This is a genomic window from Proteus sp. GOKU (assembly GCF_015475555.1).
Taxonomy (GTDB): domain Bacteria; phylum Pseudomonadota; class Gammaproteobacteria; order Enterobacterales; family Enterobacteriaceae; genus Proteus; species Proteus mirabilis_B.
Genome location: NZ_CP034105.1, coordinates 2,552,509 through 2,572,850, shown reverse-complemented (window position 1 = coordinate 2,572,850; position 20,342 = coordinate 2,552,509). Strand labels below are relative to the sequence as shown.

Sequence of the window (20,342 nt, the reverse complement as noted above, 5' to 3'; positions counted from 1 at the left end):
TAGATGGTGTTATTTAGTATAAATTAAATCATTCTGTGTCAGAAATGCTCCCAACCCTCTGGGAGCATTTCACATATTATTATCACTTGCAAAGTGAGTTATCCCACAACATTAAATTAAATGGTAAATTTAATGGTTTCACCAATTCATTCGCGGTAGTTTGAAGCTCGGCTTTTGCTTGAGCCAGTCGTTGTTTATCTATATCAGGAATAAAGCCATCTTTCGCAGGTAAATCATCTAATGTGTACTCTTCCACTAAAACGCCATTAGCCCAACGTTGAAATAGCCAATAGCTTTCTGGCATTAAAGTATATTTTGTACCGTCAATAATTGTTGTTTTATCTTCCTGATAACGAACAGGAATAAGCTGATTTGCAACATTATCCCAAATCCAACCTTTGTATGTCCCATCCTCTAATCGATTAATTGACCAATGCATATCATCCGGCTGATAAAAATATAGCTCAGTTAATGCAACATAAGATGTGTTTTTTGTTGATAAAGAAGCTTGAATAAGGCCATTAGTAAAATAAGAAATATAAAGTGTTTTATTATCAGCATTCAGTTCAATACTGCAGGTATCCCAATGGGTTATTGTTAAACCTTCTTTAGCTGGTTTTTCTGGAATGGAGATCACCGCATCTGTTGCATCATCTTCTGCTGGTGGGTAGTAATGACCTGTAATATATTCACCATTATTGCCATAGAAGTGCCAGGTCGCCAAAGGTGAGCTTTTTAAAAATTTATTAATAGTCAAAAAAGAGAGCAGTGCAATAGTCAAAAAAAGAAATATACATCGTATTTTTTTAGCCATTTTAATTAATTGCCTATTTTCCATTTGCTGGCGAGAATTCTATAAATTCAGAGAAATAAAAGCGAGACATTTAATTAAGAAACGTAATATACTTTTCCGTAATTAAGATAATAAGTACACTTTAATGACCTTAAGATAAATACTTAGATAAGGATGTTCGTAATGATTAAAAATAAAGTACTAGCAGAGCATTATTTTTTAAAAGAAATGGACAATGATAATTATTATCCAACACATCTTGTGAAGAAAGGGCAAGAGTTATTAAAAGCACTTTGTTTAAAAATAGAAGCAACTTCACCTAAAAATTTGGCAGAACTTTATATTCTCACGCAAGAAACCACGGATCAATTTAATGAGCTAGCTGAAGAGTTTTATGAAGAAGATAGCGAGATCGAAACAGTAGCAAGAGAGTGTATTGCTGAAGATTTTGGCGTTATCGCTGATGAATATGGCTTTGAAGATGCTGATATAGAAGAATTAATTGCAACAAGAGATTGGTAGAAAAAAGGTGAGAAAACCCTATTGTGTTTTCTCATCTAGATGAACTTTAATTTTATCAATTATCGCCTAAATGATAATGAGAATAATTTAGTTGACAAAGAAATATTTATTAATAAACTAGCTCTCAGTTTGGTCAAAAAGACTCGTAAGCGTTTACGTTAATCAACGCATATAACTTTTTTTAGCCTGTTGTATTGGCAGTTATGTGCTGTTGTACAATCGTATTATTGGAGTCTTTATCTATGTCTTTTCAGGACAAAAATTACTTTTTAGGTATTCCTAAACTTCCTACTCGAGCAATGATTTTTCTTGTTCCCTTTTTCCTTTCTTTTATTATGTCAGGTATTGTTGCATTTATTAGTACCGTCAAATCGCTAGGAATGGGAATGCATGTTATCTCCCCGTGGTTAACTTCTTGGGGGATCTCTTGGATGATTGCCTTTCCTACGGTTTTATTTGTCTTGCCAATCGCAAGACGTTTTTCACTATTATTGGTGAAACCTGCCAAATCTAATGATTAATTAACAAAGAGATCAGTAATTGATGCTGATCTCTTTGTTTTTCACAATGTGAAGTAAAACATCGCCTAAATGAATAAGATCCGATAGCCTTAAACTTGTATATTTAAATGGTATATCGAAAAGCGAAGACATTTTCTTTGCATAAATTCTTATTGATAGCAGGAGGCTTTAAATGAGTTTGTTGTTCTCCCCTAAAAAATTAGGCCCCCATCAGTTAGATAACCGTATTATTGTTGCACCTATGTGTCAATATTCAGCACAAGAGGGTTACCCAACCGCATGGCACACTATGCATTACGGACAGCTAGCACTATCTGGTGCTTCGTTAGTGATTGTTGAAGCAACAGCGGTTGAGCCTAGAGGTCGTATTAGTTATAAAGATTTAGGTATTTGGTCTGACCAACATGGTAATGAACTAAAAAAGTTGGTTGATAATGTTAAGCAGTATTCATCTGCAAAAATCGGTATACAGATTGCACATGCCGGACGTAAGGCATCGACTGATTTACCTTGGAATGGTGGGGCATCATTAGCGCCAGATTCTCCTAATGGATGGCAAAAAGTCGCGCCTTCAGAAATACCTTTTGGAAAGAATCATCAACCTCATGCGCTGGCTGTCGATGAAATTGAAGAGATAAAACAAGCTTTTGTTGATGCTGCTAAAAGGGCTGAGTCAGCAGGATTTGACGTTATTGAGATCCACGGTGCTCATGGATATTTATTGCACGAATTCCTATCTCCATTATCTAATCACAGAACGGATCAATACGGTGGTGATTTTAATAATCGTAGTCGGTTATTAGTGGATGTCTTTGTTGCAGTGAAAAATGCAGTTTCTGATAATGTCTGTGTTGGTATCAGAATTTCCGCAACAGATTGGGTTGAAGGTGGTTGGGACTTAGAAAGTACGATTGCTTTAACTCAGCATCTTGAAGAGTTAGGTTGCCATTATATTCATGTTTCTTCTGGTGGATTATCAGAAAAGCAAGAAATTAAACTAGGCCCTAATTACCAAGTACCATTTGCTCAAGCAATTTATAATGAAACACAACTGCCAGTTATTACAGTTGGTCTTATTACCGAGCCAGAACAAGCAGAAGCCATTTTACTGACAGAGCAGGCTGATTTTATCGCTTTAGGCAGAGGTATTCTTTATGATCCTCGCTGGCCTTGGCATGCGGCGGAAAAACTCAAACAAACCATAAAAGTAGCACCTCAATATTTACGTTGTGCGCCTCATGGTAGTAAAGACTTTTTTAAATAATATTATCAAGCCACGGGTAATCGCTGATTGTAATTAAGGTTATCCGTGGCTTTTTCTTTGATAATCTTTATCATGGTGCAGATAAACTGCAAGCATAAGTGTATTGCGTTGGAAAAGTTGGTCGTAAACAAGATGAAAAAAAATCCCTTATTACTTCAACCAAGGATTGCTTAAGACGATGTGTTTTGAATGCGAACACATCATCAGAGAATGAAGCATTCTTTGATGACTCATTAATTTATAGCGAGTCATATTATGAAAAATAAACATTGGTCGCGTGTAGAATATCTGCACGAAACAGTTAAAAATAAAAATATTATCATCAAAGGGCAACACAGTTATTACAGTGATTGTTGGGATGATGGTTTTGAAACTTCAGTTGTCCGTTATCTATATGGTGACGAGGTTAGCCTGCAATGGGAACCATTGTGGGAAATTGATAAGTTATATATTGGCGATTATGTCTGTATTGGTGCGCAAGCGGTGATATTAATGGGCGGCAACCATACTCACCGTATGGATTGGTTTTCACTTTATCCTTTTATGGACAAGATTGAGGAAGCCTATATTGGTAAAGGTGATACCCATATTCATGATGGTGCATGGATAGGAATGCGTGCAATGATAATGCCTGGCGTGACGATTGGTGAAGGCGCTATTGTTGCGGCGAATAGTGTTGTTTCCAAAAATGTTGAACCTTATAGCATTGTGGGCGGAACACCTGCGCAACACCTTAAATATCGTTTTGAGCCTAAAGTTATTGAGCAACTTTTATCTTTAAAGATTTACCAATGGTCAGAAAAGAAATTTGAAGCACTCAGACCTCTTTTATGCCAATCATCAATTGATAAATTATTAATTGCAGAAGCACAATTTATTGAATAATACTGCCCCCTAAGTGGTAATAAGCTTAGGGGTTTTACTTAGTATTTCTTTTAATATATTTAAAAAATAGTATTCATATTTATAGAGTAGCACTATCTTTTATTTGATCATTATCTCAAAAGTGGAAATATTTTATTTTTATAGATAATCAATAATTTTATTTTTCAAGCTTGAGTTTTATTTTTATTTTTTAACTGTTTTCCTTTAGTTATTGATTGTTATTTAAATATAAATTAAAGCACAATGTTTATTTATAATAAAGTTAATTGTGTGACGATGTTATTATCTTTAATTAATAGAGTTTCAATTTATTATTAGTTTATTTTATAAGATATATAATGTGTAAAAAATAAAATACATATTATTCTATATATGACTTTATTAATTATGGAGTGATGTGGATATGATTAAAAATAAAGATTTCAAGGTAAGGTTATTAGTGATTTCATTATTATCATCACCTTTATCTTATGCAAATAATACAACCTTATTGGGTGGGAATAGTAAAGCCGATGGTAATGAATCTACGGCAGTTGGATATAATACGTGGGCGCATTCTGATCAATCAACGGCGATAGGTGCTAATGCAGGGGCTGAGGGTGAAAATGCAACCGCAATAGGTCATAAAAGTACAGCAATTGGTGATAATGCGATGTCATTGGGAAGTGGTGCAATGGCAATTGGTGAGGGTTCTCTTTCTATTGGTTCTCAGGCTTATAGTGAAAGTAAGGATTCAATTAGTATAGGGAAAGGGACAATCAATAATGCTGAGAATGGTGTTATTTTAGGTAGTGGTAGTCGCCTTTCTGATAATGCAGATAATTCAGTGATTATTGGTAGTAAGTCTTCAGGATCAGCAAGTAATGCGATTATATTAGGTGATAATAGCAGTAATAATCGTAATAATACATTATCAATCGGTAGTGATAAAAATCAGCGACAAATTATTAATGTTGCAGCGGGTACAGAAAATACAGACGCCGTTAATGTTTCTCAATTAAGAAAAGAAAAAGATAATATTCTTATTGAGGCAGATAAGCGTATTAATGACAATAATACCACTATTTATAATAAAATTGAGCAAGAAAAAAATACGGTTATTGAAGCAACAACTCAACAGATAAATGAAAATAATGAGGTAATACAAAGAGATATCACAAAGGCAAATGAAGCAGTCTTAAAAGAGAGTGAGTTGAAGGCAAAAACATTCGCAGAAAATGCAGAAAAAAAATCAAACCAATATACTGATAATAAAATCAATGAACATCAGGCTAATACTGTTAATTATATCAATGAAGTTAAAAATGAAATGTATCTTTATAATGAAGGAAAGTTATCTGATGTAAAAACAGAGGCTGAAAATTATACAAATAAAAAGACAGATGAAATAAAAAAAGGTGCGGAAAATTATACTGATAATAAAATAAATAATATTAAGGAAGTAATAGAGAAAAACACAAATAATAGGATCAATGAGTCTGAAAAACAGATCAAAGAACACACAAATAATCAATTTATTGAAGTTGAAAATAAAGGTAAAGAATACACTGACTTTAAAGTGAATGAACATGATAAGAAAATAGTTGAACATGTTAATAATATTAAAGATGAAGTTATTTTTTCAACAGAGCGAAAGGTTAACGCATCAGAAAAAAATGCCAATAGTTATACCGATATTGAGATTAGTAAAATAGCATCGGGTATGGAAGGGCTTATTGGAAAAAATAATGAGAAATTAACCAAAGAACATCAAAGCTATGTTACTCAAAAAGGGAATGAGTATATAAATGTGGCCAACACGATAATTAATGAGAGAGATGAATCGCTGAAGGAATATATTGAAAAATCAAAACACGATTCTATCTCTATCGCAAATGAATATACCAATAATAAGTTTAAGAATATCTTTATTGATAATGATATTGCACTTAAGAATATGGATAATAAAATCGATAAAGCAGATAAAAGAGCAAGTGCTGGGATTGCTTCTGTCGCAGCGATGGCTAATATTCCTTACGTGACTAATCACACATTTAGTTTAGGTGTCGGAGTGGGTAATTATCGCGATGCTAATGCATTTGCAACGGGTGCTCAGTATCAAATAACAGAAAGCGCCATTATTCGTGTTTCAGCTTCATGGAATACAGAAGATCGCGGTGTTGTTGGCGGCGGTGTTTCTTATGGTTGGTAAAGCACTTTTGTATTGTGTTTAATAGGATAAAAAGTAGAGATAAGGTTGTTGCTTTTTTATCATTCTGCTGGCTTTTATGCCTTTGATTTGAATAATAAAGGTAACAGCCTTTGTTTTCTATGTGAGTAAAATATGATTTATCTTCATTCAGGTGGTGGTGATTTTGAAAAACAAGCAAGAGTTAATCAAGTCGCAACGGAAAAAGCACAAGAAATTGCTAAAAATAAGATAAAACAAGTGGTGCAATTTAGATCACTTGCAGACTTTCCTGTTGAACTTGAAAAGATTGGGGTGATCTTACTGATTGAACCCACCATTGAATTAGCGCTTGAAGTAGGGCGACAGTATTCACAATTAACGGATATTGTTATTGCTGAAAGTGCAACGGCGGGAAGGAAATTGACCATTTGTCAGATTGAATTTGCAGTAACAAAAATCTGTGTTCTCTAATTTTTGGACTTATTCAGTTATCCACATTAACTGTGGATAACTCTTGTCTTACATGTTAGTAATCGTATTATTCATTGATTTTATTGGGTATTTTGTATTGCTTGAAAAACATCCATTTAAATTAATGATCTTAATACTTTGTTATTATTCAAAATAATAAAGAACATAATAAAATAATGTTGTTTTTAACTAAGAGAGATAAAAAGTATGACAAATCTCTCTATAAATACTATTTATCGAATAATGGCGTTGGTTTTCCGTCACTATCAACCGCAACAAAATTAAACTGACCGTGGATCACTTCTTCACGGCCTTCTGCGTACATATCTTCAAGAAAAATAGAAACATTTACCGTTAAACTTGTACGTCCAACACGAATAACTTCACCCACCAATTCAATAATCGTACCTGATGGAATAGGGTGATTAAAATTTATTTTCTCAGTTGAAACTGTTACTAGACGTTTACGGCTAAAGCGGGTGGCGGTGATAAATGAAACTTCGTCCATCCAAGCTAATGCTGTGCCGCCAAAGAGTGTTGAGTGGTGATTGGTGGTGGTAGGAAATATGACTTTAGAAACACGGGTGACTGAATTTTTAATTTTATCTTGTAGTTCAGGAGATAAGTCAGAGATGGACATAACAATAAAGCCTTCTTCTTTAATACTGTAGGGAGAAATTCCCCACAGTATAAAATAGAGTAAATTGAAAGCAAAGTAGATGAATGACTGATTATGCCGTCTGTAATTAAAAGGTTATTTCGCCAGTTAAAAAGAGTGCAGCATCTCCTGTCAGTAAAACGCGATTATCTTTTAGCACACAGTCAATATTTCCACCGCGTTTTGAAACTTGTCTTGCTTGTAACTGTGTTTTATTGAGTTTATTACCCCAAATTGGCGCTAATACACAATGTGATGTGCCAGTAACAGGATCTTCATTTACGCCTTTTACGGGGGCGAAGAAGCGAGAAATAAAGTCAAAAGGAGCATGACCTTTAGCTGTGATAATAACGCCAGGTAAAGGCAACTGTGCGATTTGAGTGAAATCAGGTTGGTAGTTAATGACTGTTTCTGGATCAGATAAAAAGCAAACATAGCGATCACGTGCTTGCCAAACTTCATCGATTTGTAATGCTAATTTTTCTTCAAGAGCTGACTTTATATCGTTATTTAATGTCGCAGGTATCGCTGGGAAATTAAGTGTAAAAAGGGCGTCATGGCAAGAAACAGTGAGCTCACCTGAAAGAGACTGGAATTTAAAGAGATCATGAGGGGACTGTTTTATGGTTTTTAGTACAAAAGCAGTGGCTAATGTTGCGTGTCCACAAAGAGGAACTTCAATTTTAGGTGTAAACCAACGAATATGGTCGCCAACTAAAAAAGCGGTTTCAGGTAAATTAATCTCACTAGCAAGTGTAATTAAGGTGTCATCAGGCAACCATTCTTCTAACAAAACGACAGCTGCGGGATTTCCTGAAAAAGGCATAGAGGAAAAAGCATTAACATAATAAATAGGAAGAACAGTCATCGCATTACCTTAGTAATAAACTATCAATAAATGGAAGGTAATGAGATTAAGTGTTTTAAATATCGGGTGCAATACTTAAAAACAGTGTTTGAATTGTAGGATATAAAAGCAAAAAGCCATGCCTAAGTAATTAGACATGGCTTTAATAATTAACGCATTAGATTAAGCTTGTGCTTTCTCTTTGTTATCTGCGCTTTGTAAAAGCTTACGAACTGGAATAATCAGTGCAGCAAGAACAACGGCACAAATAACCAGAGCGATAGAAACATGAGAGAAGAAATCAGGCATGACATCGAGTTTGTCTGGACGGATATTTCCACCCATTAGACCTGCTGCCAAATTACCTAATGCGCTTGCACAGAACCATAATCCCATAACCTGACCACGCATTTTAGCAGGCGCTAAAATAGTCATTGTGGCAAGCCCAATTGGGCTTAAGCATAATTCACCTAATGTCAGTAATAAGATACTGCCAATTAACCAAAGCGGTGAAACACCTTGTCCTGTTGCAATAACGCTTTCAGATGCAAACATCATGACGGTAAAGCCACCCGCTGCAAATAAAATACCAATTACAAACTTACTCATGCTGCTTAAATTCATATTCTTACGTGCCATCATTGGCCATAACCAGCTAAATACTGGCGCAAGAATAATAATAAACAGGGCGTTTACAGATTGGAACCAAACCGCAGGGATCTCAAATCCCATAAAGTTTAAGTCAGTATAGTCGTTAGCAAATAAGTTAAATGATGTCGGCTTTTGTTCGAATGCAGACCAGAAAAGGGCTGCTGAAACCAATAAGAGGAAACAAACAAATAAGCGAGAGCGGTCACTACTACTTAATCCAGCAAATAGGAATAAATAGATAAAATAGGCAATAACACTACCGGAAATTACATAGACCATAAAGTTGGCCACAACAACTGGGTTAAAAGGAATAACGCCAGAAATAATAAGACCAACAATTGCCATAAGAACAACAGATAACGCTAAGATCCATTGACCGACATTACGACGAACAACAGTTGGGCGATCCCAACTTGAATCTAAACCGACTTCGCTATCAAAGCGACGCATGGTAGGTACTGCGTAAAAGCGGAAAATCAGTAACGCAACAAGCATACCAATCCCACCAATACCAAAGCCCCAATGCCAGCCATAATCACGTACTAAGAAACCCGTGATGAGTGGTGCAATAAATGAGCCCATATTGATACCCATATAAAATAAGGAGAATCCACCATCACGGCGAGTATCATCCCTTTTATATAAGGTTCCTACCATCACAGTTACGCAGGTTTTAAATAGCCCCGTACCCAATACAATCAGTAATAAACCGATAAAGAATAGGTCTTGTGACCAAAACGCAGAAAGTGCGATGGATAGGTGCCCTAAAGCGATAAAGATAGAGCCATACCATACGGCTAGGCGTTGACCTAACCAGTTATCAGCGAGCCAACCTCCAGGCAGTGATGTTAAATAAACACCGCCTGCGAAAATACCCACAATAGCAGATGCCTGCTCTCTGGGGATTTCCATGCCACCCTCATAAACGGTTGCCGCCATAAATAGGATTAATAATGGGCGAATACCATAGAAAGAAAAGCGTTCCCACATTTCGGTGAAGAAAAGGGAGCTTAATGGATATGGGTGGCCAAAGAAAGTTCGGCTAGATTTTGAGTGAGTAGATTGCATCTTAAATTCCCAAAAAAAACCTCTACAGGTCGTTTGCAAGTAAAAAGAACAAAATAGCAGCAAGTGGTGAAACAAAATTATTTCATTCTGTTATCAATATCCACTGCATTTAATTAATATATTTTTAACATACTTTTGTCAGAATTCAGCGACTAAAAGTATATTTAATACTTTATAAACCATTTTTTGGTGCAAAAGTCGATAAAAATCTCATTTTGCAATAGTTAACCTTGCAATTTTTTGAAAAAAGAGGACAAGAAAATTTTAGAGGTCTTAACAAATAGGGGGTGAGAATATTCTTAATAAACAATAAATTACAAAAAATAGAATAAAAAAAGTAACAATTGGGCATTTAAATGTAAAAGTGTAATTTTTTGAAGAAAAAAAACTATTAACTGATCTTATTTGTAGATTTTTTGACTACTTTTCTTGTGGTCTTCTAAAGCTTAACCAAGAGTAAATTAGATTAAAAAAGACAACGGCTGCGGTGAAATAAAAAACAGCTCTAAATCCATAGCTTGCAGCAACAAAAGCGCCCATTAACGGTCCTGTAACATTTCCAACATCTCTTAGTGCTTGGTTATAGCTGAAAATTCGACCTGCAATCGCAGGCGTAATGTTATAGAGGATAAGTGTTTGCACTGCAGGTAACATAGCGGCATTGACTGCACCAAGTAAAAAACGTAGTGCACCAAGCTCCCAATAACTACTGACCAGCGCCATTGGAATTAACATAAAAATAGAGAGCCCTAGGGTAAAGATAAGGACTTTATCAGGGCCAATTCGGTCACCTAATTTACCAAAACGAGGGGCGCTAATAAGTGCAGCGATACCGGGTACAGAGGCGATAACACCACTGATAAAGGCAAGATTGTTGACTGATCCTGTTAATTCTCGGATATAAAGCGTCAAAATAGGCGTAACAGAGCCCGTTGCCACTTGAATGATCATTGTGGTGAAAAACAGGCATACCACGAGTCTTTTGTTCTTAAGCGATGAAAAGACCTGTTTTGTGGTTAGTGCGTCTTTTTTAGAAACAGGCGTAAAGTTCTCGCTGACGAAAAAGAGGGTGACTAAAAAGCAAATAAATAAAACGGCTGAAGTAATAAAGAAGACAGGACGTAAACCATAGAGATCGGCAAGCATACCGCCAATTAGAGGGCCTATTAACGCACCACTCACTGCACCTGTTGAAAGTGTACCTAATGCCCAGCCGCTTTTTTTAACGGGGACTTGAGTGGCAATTAACGCATTTGCATTCGGAACAAAGCCACCTAATACACCTAGCAAGGCACGTAATACCAGTAATTGCCATATATTTTGTGCAAATCCAATTAATACCATCACGATCGCCATACCAAGAGCTGAACGCAACAGCATTAATTTTCGACCTTTTCTATCTGATAATTTTCCCCAAAAAGGCGCTGCGATAGCAGAAAAAAGGAAGGTAATACTAAATGCAACACCCGTCCAAAGATTAAGCTCTTCATGGTCGGTTATACCCAGTTCTTCTACATAGAGAGGAAGAAAAGGCATGATCAGACTAAAACCAGCGCCGGTTAGAAAACAGCCAAACCAGACAATATAGAGATTACGTTTCCAAGAATTATTTCGGGGCTTGAGATCCATGTTACTCCTTTAGCCGAGAACGAGAGAGCAAACCAAGAGAATAGGCTGAAAATAACCGTAGCGATGTTGAGCGTGGCAACAGCGAGTCGGTTTTCTTATTTTATGATGAATAAGAATATAGCCATGATACAGAATAAGTGCGATAGGTCTTGCTCTTATAATGTGTTTTTGCAGGAGTTTACAGCTTGTGCTGTTATTGATTTTATTATTGTTATTTCAGTATATCGTAATATTACAAAGTGGCTGTTTTGGAATAGAACAGCCACTTTGTGATTAGTGTACTTTCTTTATTTCGTTATATAAAGAAGCGTCACCTTCTGGGCGAGTTTTAAAGCGACGATGCAACCACATATATTGGTCTGGTGCGCGTAAAATCTCTTGTTCAACCACTTTATTCATCGCTCTAGCGGTATTTTCCTCATTATCAACAGGAAAATCAGCAACAGGAGGAGAGATAATTAACTCATAACCCTTACCTTCAGGTAAGCGTTTTGGGGTAAATGGAATGAGTGCGGGTTTGCTGGTTCTTGCCAGAATATAAGTTCCCGTTGTTGTTGCCGCTTTATCAACTGCAAATAAAGGCACAAAAACACTTTTACGAGGGCCATAATCATGATCAGGTGCATACCAAACAATTTCACCTGCTTTTAAACTGCGGATCATGCCTTTGACATCTTTTCTGTCGATCATAAATTTATTAGAACGTAATCGACCCCATGTTTGTAGCCAGTCCATAACGGGATTATCGTTAGGGCGATAAACACCAACTCCAGGGTTATAGATACCAAAAATTCGAGCACCCAGTTCAAGTGTTAGAAAATGGATGCCAATGAGCAAAATGCCTTGTCCTTTTTCTTGAATCATTGAGACATTTTCAAGTCCGCTGACTTTAAACCAACGTTTGACGCGCCATTCAGGCCAAAACCATGCCATGCCAGTTTCGAATAATCCCATACCAACGGATTCAAAATTTTTATTAACTAAGGCTTCTCGCTCACTTTTTGGCATCTGTGGAAAACAGAGCTCAAGATTACGTTCCGCTATTTGGACGCGTTTCTTTAAAAAAACTTTCGAAAAGCGGCCTAAGCGTGTCCCTAGCCAATAAATGACAGGATAAGGAAGGAGAACCAGAATATAGAGTAATCCGATCCCGAACCAAGTCAGCCAATATTTAGGCTGCAAAAATGATTTTTTAAATGGGGGTGACTTTATCATAAGCCTATCTATTTACTATTTTTCCAATGAATATCTTATATTGTGACACTTTTTAGCGCAGATAAGAAATTTTGTCATAAATTAGGTGAAATTATTTCGATGCCTTGTAGTGCAGTCACCAATTCAGCAATATTTTTAGCTGCCATTTTGTCCATCACTTTTGCTCGATGAACTTCGACGGTTCTTATTGAAACACAAGCAACTTCTGCTATTTCTCGGTTCATTAATCCTTGAATAACATAATAAGCAATATCTTTTTCTCTTGGGGTTAATGAAGCATAACGGCGGCGAATATCATGTGCGGTAAAACGTGTATTGGTTTCAAGAAATGCTGCATCTAATGCAGATAACAATGCATTGCTATCAACGGGTTTTTGCAGGAAGTCGATAGCTCCTTTTTTGATCTCTTCAACTGCCATAGGAATATCGCCATGACCAGTTAAAAAAATCACAGAAAGTGTACTGTGTTTATCAATTAAATGCTGGTGGACTTGTCTGCCGTCGGGTTTTGGCATTCTCATATCTAACAAGACAACACCTTGCTGATAGAGATTGACATTGTTGATAAAGAACTCGCTATCATTCCAAACATGGGCTGAATAACCTAAGCTTTCTAATAAAAACTGACAAGCATCAGTGACAGCAAGATCATCATCAACAAGATGAATTGTTGGCATTTTTTCTCCGTTATTTATTTTTGTTAGGGAAAATAAGTGTAATTTTTATTCCAACTTTATTTTGTTCATTCTTTTGGTTTTCAATATGAATATCAGCACCTTGAGAAAGTAATAAACGTTGGCAAATCACCAAACCTAATCCAAGTCCTTCCGTTTTTGTTGTTTGGAATGGGGAAAAGGGTTGTTCAAGTTGGCTATGGCTCATTCCACCCGCATCATCTTCAATGACAATAAGCAATCTATCAGGAGCCTTATGAGTACTAATTTTTAGTACTTTAGCGCCAGCTTGGAGACTATTGGTGATTAAATTCGATAAAATTTGCTCTAATAATGTTTCGGGTAAACACAGGGTATCATGTTCATCAACATGGGTGATCAATGAAACCTGTGGATATTTATCTTCTACGCGTAAGAGCTTCCAGATATGTTGAATACACTCCGCAATATTTTGATGAGAAAGCAAAATTGTATCGGTGTTAGGTGTTTGTTTTCCAACCCATAAACGTAGATTTCTAATGATATCAGCACCGCGCTGTGCCTGATTATCTATTTGTTGCAATGCAGGTAGCAATGGGTGCGATTCACTCTCTTTTTTAAGGCGAATAACACTCCCTTGTGCATAGCTTTTAATAGCAGAAAGAGGCTGATTAAGTTCATGAGCAAATCCCGATGCCATTTCTCCCAATATATTTAAGCGCTGAGCGTGTTCTAGCTCTTCCTTCTGTTGTCTTAATCGATTGTGGGCATGTTCTAGTTGGCGACTACGACGCCTAACTAAATAGCTGATCCAGACTTGGTTTAGGATGAGAAAAAGAATGGCTGCCAATGAAAGGCCAATAATAAATTGGTGCTGAATAGCCCAACTTTGTGCATCTTGCCAAAGCTGTCTTTGTCGAGGGTGTTGATTGACTTCTCTTAATAGATTTTCAACTTGAGTATGTGAAGCTGGTGCTCCCCATTTCATCGGTTTACTGTCATCGGTGAGTAAAACGCGAGTGACTTTATCAACAAGCTCATCAGGAACAGTATCTAGTGCTGCAAATGACCAATTAGGGTAGAGCGGTGTACTGGTTAAGCAAGGAGTATTGGTTTGATAGGAAATCACGGGGCGGTAATCACTTTTACGAATAAGCCCTTCATGATCCATATTTTCCAGTAAACAAACAGGGATAATTGCTGCGTTAATATCTTCATCTCGTAAGAGATAAAGCAAAGCGTCGGCTGGAAAACCCGTGAAACGCAATGTGAAGTCTTTATCAGGATCAATGCCTTCTTCTCGTAGCGCTTTATAACCTAAAAGATAGCCGCCAAAGGCGTCTGGTGCGATGGCGCCAACGCGTTTTCCGATTAATTCATGGGCAGAAGTAATCGGGCTATCGTTACGAACGAGAATTAGGCTACCAATGACATTTCGCGTGGTGTTATCAGGCTCATAGCCGGAGCGTAAAGAGAGCAGCCAACGTAATGGAAATGCATTATCTAATTGAACAAATTGCGCAGGATTTGTGAGTAAGAAATCAACATTTTTCTTTGCAACCGCTAATTTCATCTCTTCCAGATTTAACGGCACTAATACAAACTTTTCTGACGGAAATTGTTCATTTAAGGTGTCAACAAGCGGATGCCAGTGTCTTTGAGTTGATGCATCACCACGTAATGCTAAAACACCGATTGTCCACTCTTTTGCAGTGGCTTGTAGAGGAAGTACAAAAAAGAGCAGTAATAACCCGATGCTTACTGCGTTTCTTATCCCAATTGTCTGTTTTATCGTCATAAATATCTAATGTTAAATATTGTTTTGGATCAAGTTCGCACTTGGTATGTGGTAAACCACAATAGGTGTTGTCTTCAGTAATTTTTACAATGCACTTATAACAAAACACATACTTTTAAATTTCTATTTCCTTCACTCATTGTGAGATTGTGTTATTGAGTGATGCTGGAGACAAATATGGATCTTGGAAAACGAAAATTTCTACAACAATTAGGGGTCCTTACTGCGGGTGCTTCACTGGTTCCTTTAGCTGAAGCCGGCATTAAATTATCACCTGAGCGTCGTGAGGGCTCGGAAGATAAACGCTACGGAATGCTGATTGATTTACGTCGTTGTGTAGGATGCCAGTCCTGTACAGTAAGCTGCAATATTGAGAATCAGACTCCTCAAGGACAATTTAGGACGACAGTAAACCAATATCAGGTTGCTATCAAGGGGCAAGAGGGGATAACCAACGTCTTACTGCCTAGATTGTGTAACCATTGTGATGAACCACCTTGTGTGCCAGTTTGCCCTGTTCAAGCAACTTTCCAACGCAAAGACGGTATTGTCGTTGTTGATAATGAACGTTGTGTTGGCTGTGCTTATTGTGTTCAAGCATGTCCTTATGATGCTCGTTTTATTAATCACTCAACACAAACAGCAGATAAATGTACTTTCTGTGCACATCGCCTCGAAGTTGGATTACTGCCAGCGTGCGTTGAATCTTGTGTCGGCGGTGCTCGTATTATCGGCGATATGAAAGATCCTAATAGCACTATCAGCAAAATGCTGCGTACACATGAAAAAGAGCTGAAAGTATTAAAACCAGAAAGCGGCACATTGCCACAAGTTTTCTATCTCGGCCTCGATGATGCATTTGTACAACCGTTAGCAGGTCAAGGACAACCCGCATTATGGCAGCAGGAGGTTCACTCATGATCCCGCAAGTTTCTCAAATTCAAGAAGTCATCGCGATCCCTCAAGAATATTTTTGGTTACCTTGGGCTGTGCAATATTTCTTTTTTATTGGTATTGCTTGTAGTGCAACGCTTTATGCGTGCTGGCAGTGCTGGAAAGGCAGTGCAGGTAATCAACGTTTAGAAGCGGTTGCTGTATTTATTGCAGTAACAGCCGGTATTACGGCACCTCTTGCATTAACGGCAGATTTACACCAAACAGCTCGTGTGTGGCATTTCTATGCTTATCCAACACCGTGGTCATGGATGGCATGGGGTTCACTGTTACTACCGTTATTCTCAGCGTTTAGTATGCTCTACTTTGCAGCGATGGTTGTTCGCTTAGTGTGGAAGCGTGAATATAAATTAACGCGTTGGGTTGCATTAGCTTGCTCATTAACGGCGATTGGTTTGCTGTTATATACAGGTCGTGAAGCCTCTATCTTAAAAGCAAGACCTGTGTTGTATACCTATTGGTTACCAATACTGTTGTTCTTTAGTGCAATGCAAGTGTTACCAACATTACTGGCATTAGGAACGCGTCGTGAACCGGTACATCAGCGTGAATTAGCGATGTGGTTTGTCAGTTCACTGATGTTATTAGCAGTATGTACGGGCTTTTGGGTTGCTGGCGATACGATTTCAGGTCAAGCAATCAGAGAACAATTAGCAATGGGAAGTCTTGGCTGGTGGAGTGCTATGGGGGTTATCACACTATGGGTTATCTCTGTCGCGATGGGACTTTTGATGGCAAAACAAGCACGTTCGGTTGCATTTATTACCATCATGGCATTTGTATCAATGGGACTTGCGTGGGTATTACGCTGGTTGATGTTGATGGGTGCTCAATACATTCCAAAATATAACATAATTACAAACCCTTATGAGTTTACGCTAGGTAATGATGGACTGATGGCAATTGTTGGTACATTTGGATTATGGATAGCGTTAACCATTTTATTTAGAGAAAGTATTCGTTGGGTTGTCAGGAGAGTGCAGCATGGCTAAGTTTACAAGACGTCAATGGCTTAAAGGTGGGTTAGTTATCGGTGGTATTGCCGCATTTGCTGCCAGCTACCGCGATGTTGCTAAACGTGCCATAGATGGTTTAGTTGATGGCACCTCGGGCAAAGTGACACTTGATAGGATCAACGGAAACTCTTTATTACCTGAAGGTAAAGTCGTAAAAGACGCAAAATGGCAAGCGAATACAGATCAATCTGTTTGTATGACACAATGTTTTGGTTGTTGGACACAATGCGGTGTTCGTGCCCGTGTTGATAGAGCAAACAATAAAGTTTTACGTATTGCAGGTAACCCTTACCACCCACTTTCTCATGATCACCACTTTGGCTATAACATGCCAATTAAAGAAGCATTTGAAAAAATGGGGGGTGAAAGTGGTTTAGAAAACCGTTCTACAGCTTGTGCTCGTGGTGCAACCATGATGGAAAGCTTAGATAGCCCAACTCGTATTCTTGAACCGATGAAACGTGTGGGTAAACGCGGTGAAGGTAAATGGAAACGCATCAGTTTTGAGCAGTTGATCCAAGAAATTGTAGAAGGTGGCGATCTCTTTGGTGAAGGTCATGTTGATGGTTTACGTGCTATTCGCGATTTAGATACTTTAATCGATCCAAAGCAACCTGCTTTAGGCCCTAAAGCTAACCAATTATTAATGACAAATGCGGGTGATGATGGACGTGATACGTTTATTCGTCGCTTTGCTCAAAACTCATTTGGTAGTAAAAACTTTGGTGCTCATGGCTCTTATTGTGGATTAGCGTACCGAGCGGGTTCTGGTGCGTTGATGAACGATTTAGATAAAAACGCCCACGTTAAACCTGACTGGGATTACGTTGAATTTGCGCTGTTCTTAGGAACATCACCGGCACAATCAGGTAACCCATTTAAGCGTCAAGGTCGTCAATTAGCTAATGCTCGTATTCGTGATTCGTTCAATTATGTAGTTGTTGCGCCGGCATTACCGTTAACAACGACATTAGCTAACGATCATGGACATTGGGTTCCTGTTCAACCGGGAACAGATGCGGCTTTAGTCATGGGGATGATCCGCTGGATCATTGAAAACAATCGCTACAATGCAGAATATCTGTCAGTGCCAAGCGAAGTTTCAATGAAAAATGTGGGTGAGAAAAGCTGGACAAATGCGACTCACCTTGTGATCAGTGATGAAAAACACCCTCTGTCAGGGCAAATGCTGACAACTGCACATTTTAATGATGTTGCAGAAGGGGAAGAGCAAACCTTAGTTTTATCACTTGAAGGTGAATTAGTTCCATCAACCCAAATTGATAAAGCCCAATTGTTTGCTACGCATACAGTGACATTAAAAACTGGCGCTACTGTTACGGTTAAATCAAGTTTCCAATTACTTGATGAAGCCGCTAAACGTATGACACTGGCAGAATACAGTGAGCGTTGTAAAGTACCAGAAACAACTATTGCTGCATTAGGGCGTGAATTTACGGCATATGGTCGAAAAGCCGCAGTTATCTCTCATGGTGGCATGATGGGTGGTAATGGTTTCTATACAGCATGGAGCGTAATTATGCTTAATGCGCTAATAGGTAACTTAAACCTTAAAGGTGGAGTATCTGTTGGTGGCGGTAAGTTTAATGGTGCAACTGATGGTCCATGTTACAAAATGGATAGCTTTAAAGGCAAAGTTAAACCAAAAGGCATGGTGTTATCACGCAGTAAAGCAGCCTATGAAAAATCTGATGAGTACCGTGAGCGCGTAGAGAAAGGGGAATCTCCATATCCTGCAAAAGCACCTTGGTATCCGTTTGCGGCTGGACAATTAACTGAGCAACTAGGCTCTGCATTAGCAGGTTATCCTTATTCATTGAAAGCATGGATAACGAATATGACCAACCCTATTTATGGGATTGCAGGTATTCGCCAAGTGATGGAAGAGCGTCTGAAAGATCCGAAGCATCTACCTTTAATTATTGGTATTGATGCCTTTATGAATGAAACAACAGCGCTAGCCGATTATATTGTTCCTGATACGCATAACTTTGAAAGCTGGGGTTTTAGTGCACCTTGGTCTGGTGTTCAAACTAAAGCAAGTACAGCGCGTTGGCCGATTATTGAACCGCGTGTTGCAAAAACAGCAGATGGTCAGCCAATTTCAATGGAAACATTCTGTATTGCTGTGGCAAAAGCTTTAGATTTACCGGGCTTTGGTGAGAAAGCAATTGAAGATATGGATGGCAATTTCTATCCAATCAATAGTGCAGAAGACTACTATTTACGTGTTGCAGCTAATATGGCATTTATGGGTGAGAAACCTGTCGCACCAGCAACCAATGAAGATATTCTATTGAGTGGTGTAGACCGTATTTTACCTGCGATAACGTCAACGTTAAAAAATGAAGAAGTTCTTCAAGTTGCGTATATCTATACACGTGGCGGTCGTTTTGCTCCTTATGAAAAAGCATGGAATGGCGATGAAACTGGGCCACAGTGGAAAAAACCATTGCAGATTTGGAATGAAGAAGTTGCTAAAAACCATCATGCAATAACCGGTGAACGTTATAGTGGCTGCCCGACTTATTATCCACCGCGTTTATCAGATGGTAGTGATATTCATCAGCACTATCCTGAAGATCAATGGCCATTAAAATTAATGTCCTTTAAATCTCATGTGGTAAGTAGTTCGACAGGCATGATCCAACGTTTAAGAATGGTGAAACCGAGTAACTTAGTCGCAATTAACCCTCAAGATGGCAAAAAATGGGGTGTTAATCATGGTGATAAAGTTCGCATTGTTACACCTGGTGGGCAAGTTGAAGCAGAAATCAGCTTACTAGACGGCGTAATGCCGGGTGTTTTAGCGATTGAACATGGATATGGGCATCAAGAGTTAGGCTCTCGTCAGCATTACTTAGATGAACAACCATTACCAATGGATAAAGGTATTGGTAACGGTATCAACCTTAATGATTTAGGGTTTGCCGATCCAACACGTCAAATCACTAATACATGGTTAGATTGGGTATCTGGTGCATCTGTTCGTCAAGGCTTGCCTGCTAAGATTGAGCGTATAGCTTAATTATTAGTTTAGTCTTTTAAATAATCACTTCACTCTTTATTAAAAACAAGAGTGAAGTGATCGCACTACAAATCAGTTTTACTTTATCTTTTATAAGATAGAACTATATCAGTTTAATTATTTTAATATCACATGTACCCTACATACATAATATTATAATAAATTTAAGGTGGCCAAC

The 20,342-nt window shown here is 37.9% G+C and carries 17 protein-coding genes; 9 read left to right on the top strand and 8 right to left on the bottom strand.

Annotated features, from left to right (window positions below):
- Positions 1–82: 82 nt before the first annotated feature.
- A complete protein-coding gene (locus EHE21_RS12005) occupies positions 83–724 on the bottom strand; it encodes a hypothetical protein (RefSeq protein WP_194950791.1) in 642 nt (213 codons plus the stop codon).
- 252 nt (positions 725–976) lie between these two features.
- On the opposite strand from EHE21_RS12005, the gene EHE21_RS12000 reads away from it, so the two are divergent.
- The 6 genes from EHE21_RS12000 to EHE21_RS11975 all read left to right on the top strand — a co-directional run bounded on the left by EHE21_RS12000 (position 977) and on the right by EHE21_RS11975 (position 6,626).
- Positions 977–1,315, top strand: coding sequence for a DUF5713 family protein (locus EHE21_RS12000; RefSeq protein ID WP_228766675.1), 339 nt, complete (start codon positions 977–979; stop codon positions 1,313–1,315).
- Positions 1,316–1,557: 242 nt separating this feature from the next.
- Positions 1,558–1,836 (top strand): DUF2798 domain-containing protein, encoded by a 279-nt coding sequence (locus tag EHE21_RS11995; protein ID WP_088495188.1) that lies wholly within the window; start codon positions 1,558–1,560, stop codon positions 1,834–1,836.
- A 172-nt stretch (positions 1,837–2,008) separates the two neighbouring features.
- Positions 2,009–3,100: an NADH:flavin oxidoreductase/NADH oxidase gene (locus tag EHE21_RS11990; protein WP_194950789.1), complete on the top strand. Its 1,092-nt coding sequence runs from the start codon at positions 2,009–2,011 to the stop codon at positions 3,098–3,100.
- 255 nt (positions 3,101–3,355) lie between these two features.
- Complete coding sequence (locus tag EHE21_RS11985) at positions 3,356–3,985, top strand: CatB-related O-acetyltransferase (RefSeq protein WP_088495190.1); 630 nt, start codon at positions 3,356–3,358, stop codon at positions 3,983–3,985.
- Positions 3,986–4,388: 403 nt separating this feature from the next.
- Positions 4,389–6,176, top strand: coding sequence for a YadA-like family protein (locus tag EHE21_RS11980; RefSeq protein WP_194950788.1), 1,788 nt, complete (start codon positions 4,389–4,391; stop codon positions 6,174–6,176).
- Positions 6,177–6,308: 132 nt separating this feature from the next.
- Positions 6,309–6,626: a hypothetical protein gene (locus EHE21_RS11975; protein ID WP_156733666.1), complete on the top strand. Its 318-nt coding sequence runs from the start codon at positions 6,309–6,311 to the stop codon at positions 6,624–6,626.
- Positions 6,627–6,855: 229 nt separating this feature from the next.
- Here the strand turns inward: EHE21_RS11975 and EHE21_RS11970 are convergent, their stop codons facing one another.
- From EHE21_RS11970 to ttrS, 7 genes are all read right to left on the bottom strand, one after another.
- Positions 6,856–7,266 carry an acyl-CoA thioesterase gene (locus tag EHE21_RS11970; protein WP_088495192.1) on the bottom strand — a complete coding sequence of 137 codons (411 nt, stop codon included), beginning with the start codon at positions 7,264–7,266 and terminating at the stop codon, positions 6,856–6,858.
- Between the two features lie 106 nt (positions 7,267–7,372).
- Positions 7,373–8,152 carry a PhzF family phenazine biosynthesis protein gene (locus EHE21_RS11965; protein WP_194950787.1) on the bottom strand — a complete coding sequence of 260 codons (780 nt, stop codon included), beginning with the start codon at positions 8,150–8,152 and terminating at the stop codon, positions 7,373–7,375.
- 162 nt (positions 8,153–8,314) lie between these two features.
- On the bottom strand, positions 8,315–9,850 hold the full coding sequence (locus EHE21_RS11960) for a peptide MFS transporter (RefSeq protein ID WP_088495194.1): 1,536 nt from the start codon (positions 9,848–9,850) through the stop codon (positions 8,315–8,317).
- A gap of 420 nt (positions 9,851–10,270) precedes the next feature.
- Positions 10,271–11,479 (bottom strand): multidrug efflux MFS transporter MdtG, encoded by a 1,209-nt coding sequence (gene mdtG / locus EHE21_RS11955; protein WP_161711396.1) that lies wholly within the window; start codon positions 11,477–11,479, stop codon positions 10,271–10,273.
- A gap of 273 nt (positions 11,480–11,752) precedes the next feature.
- Positions 11,753–12,694 (bottom strand): Kdo(2)-lipid IV(A) acyltransferase, encoded by a 942-nt coding sequence (locus EHE21_RS11950; RefSeq protein WP_194950786.1) that lies wholly within the window; start codon positions 12,692–12,694, stop codon positions 11,753–11,755.
- 74 nt (positions 12,695–12,768) lie between these two features.
- Positions 12,769–13,371: a tetrathionate respiration response regulator TtrR gene (ttrR, locus tag EHE21_RS11945; protein ID WP_075673842.1), complete on the bottom strand. Its 603-nt coding sequence runs from the start codon at positions 13,369–13,371 to the stop codon at positions 12,769–12,771.
- 10 nt (positions 13,372–13,381) lie between these two features.
- The gene (gene ttrS, locus EHE21_RS11940) at positions 13,382–15,145 is read right to left on the bottom strand and encodes a tetrathionate respiration histidine kinase TtrS (protein ID WP_194950785.1); all 1,764 of its coding nucleotides are present in this window, start codon (positions 15,143–15,145) and stop codon (positions 13,382–13,384) included.
- 177 nt (positions 15,146–15,322) lie between these two features.
- On the opposite strand from ttrS, the gene ttrB reads away from it, so the two are divergent.
- From ttrB to ttrA, 3 genes are read left to right on the top strand one after another with little or no spacing between them, the layout of a single operon-like run.
- Positions 15,323–16,066 (top strand): tetrathionate reductase subunit TtrB, encoded by a 744-nt coding sequence (ttrB, locus tag EHE21_RS11935; protein WP_072068548.1) that lies wholly within the window; start codon positions 15,323–15,325, stop codon positions 16,064–16,066.
- Positions 16,063–17,091, top strand: a complete 1,029-nt coding sequence (ttrC, locus tag EHE21_RS11930) for a tetrathionate reductase subunit TtrC (RefSeq protein ID WP_075673844.1) — start codon at positions 16,063–16,065, stop codon at positions 17,089–17,091. The genes ttrB and ttrC overlap by 4 nt, the downstream gene beginning before the upstream one ends.
- Complete coding sequence (gene ttrA, locus EHE21_RS11925) at positions 17,084–20,164, top strand: tetrathionate reductase subunit TtrA (RefSeq protein WP_194950784.1); 3,081 nt, start codon at positions 17,084–17,086, stop codon at positions 20,162–20,164. Before ttrC ends, ttrA begins: the two co-directional genes overlap by 8 nt.
- The last annotated feature ends 178 nt before the right edge of the window (positions 20,165–20,342 follow it).

Excerpts from the sequence above, each read along its gene's own strand:
- mdtG (WP_161711396.1), bottom strand. The coding sequence starts at position 11,479 with ATGGATCTCAAGCCCCGAAATAATTCTTGGAAACGTAATCTCTATATT.
- EHE21_RS11960 (WP_088495194.1), bottom strand. The coding sequence starts at position 9,850 with ATGCAATCTACTCACTCAAAATCTAGCCGAACTTTCTTTGGCCACCCA.
- ttrS (WP_194950785.1), bottom strand. The coding sequence starts at position 15,145 with ATGACGATAAAACAGACAATTGGGATAAGAAACGCAGTAAGCATCGGG.
- ttrB (WP_072068548.1), top strand. The coding sequence starts at position 15,323 with ATGGATCTTGGAAAACGAAAATTTCTACAACAATTAGGGGTCCTTACT.
- EHE21_RS11950 (WP_194950786.1), bottom strand. The coding sequence starts at position 12,694 with ATGATAAAGTCACCCCCATTTAAAAAATCATTTTTGCAGCCTAAATAT.
- ttrA (WP_194950784.1), top strand. The coding sequence starts at position 17,084 with ATGGCTAAGTTTACAAGACGTCAATGGCTTAAAGGTGGGTTAGTTATC.
- ttrR (WP_075673842.1), bottom strand. The coding sequence starts at position 13,371 with ATGCCAACAATTCATCTTGTTGATGATGATCTTGCTGTCACTGATGCT.
- EHE21_RS11970 (WP_088495192.1), bottom strand. The coding sequence starts at position 7,266 with ATGTCCATCTCTGACTTATCTCCTGAACTACAAGATAAAATTAAAAAT.
- ttrC (WP_075673844.1), top strand. The coding sequence starts at position 16,063 with ATGATCCCGCAAGTTTCTCAAATTCAAGAAGTCATCGCGATCCCTCAA.
- EHE21_RS11985 (WP_088495190.1), top strand. The coding sequence starts at position 3,356 with ATGAAAAATAAACATTGGTCGCGTGTAGAATATCTGCACGAAACAGTT.
- EHE21_RS11980 (WP_194950788.1), top strand. The coding sequence starts at position 4,389 with ATGATTAAAAATAAAGATTTCAAGGTAAGGTTATTAGTGATTTCATTA.
- EHE21_RS12000 (WP_228766675.1), top strand. The coding sequence starts at position 977 with ATGATTAAAAATAAAGTACTAGCAGAGCATTATTTTTTAAAAGAAATG.
- EHE21_RS11995 (WP_088495188.1), top strand. The coding sequence starts at position 1,558 with ATGTCTTTTCAGGACAAAAATTACTTTTTAGGTATTCCTAAACTTCCT.
- EHE21_RS11965 (WP_194950787.1), bottom strand. The coding sequence starts at position 8,152 with ATGACTGTTCTTCCTATTTATTATGTTAATGCTTTTTCCTCTATGCCT.
- EHE21_RS11975 (WP_156733666.1), top strand. The coding sequence starts at position 6,309 with ATGATTTATCTTCATTCAGGTGGTGGTGATTTTGAAAAACAAGCAAGA.
- EHE21_RS11990 (WP_194950789.1), top strand. The coding sequence starts at position 2,009 with ATGAGTTTGTTGTTCTCCCCTAAAAAATTAGGCCCCCATCAGTTAGAT.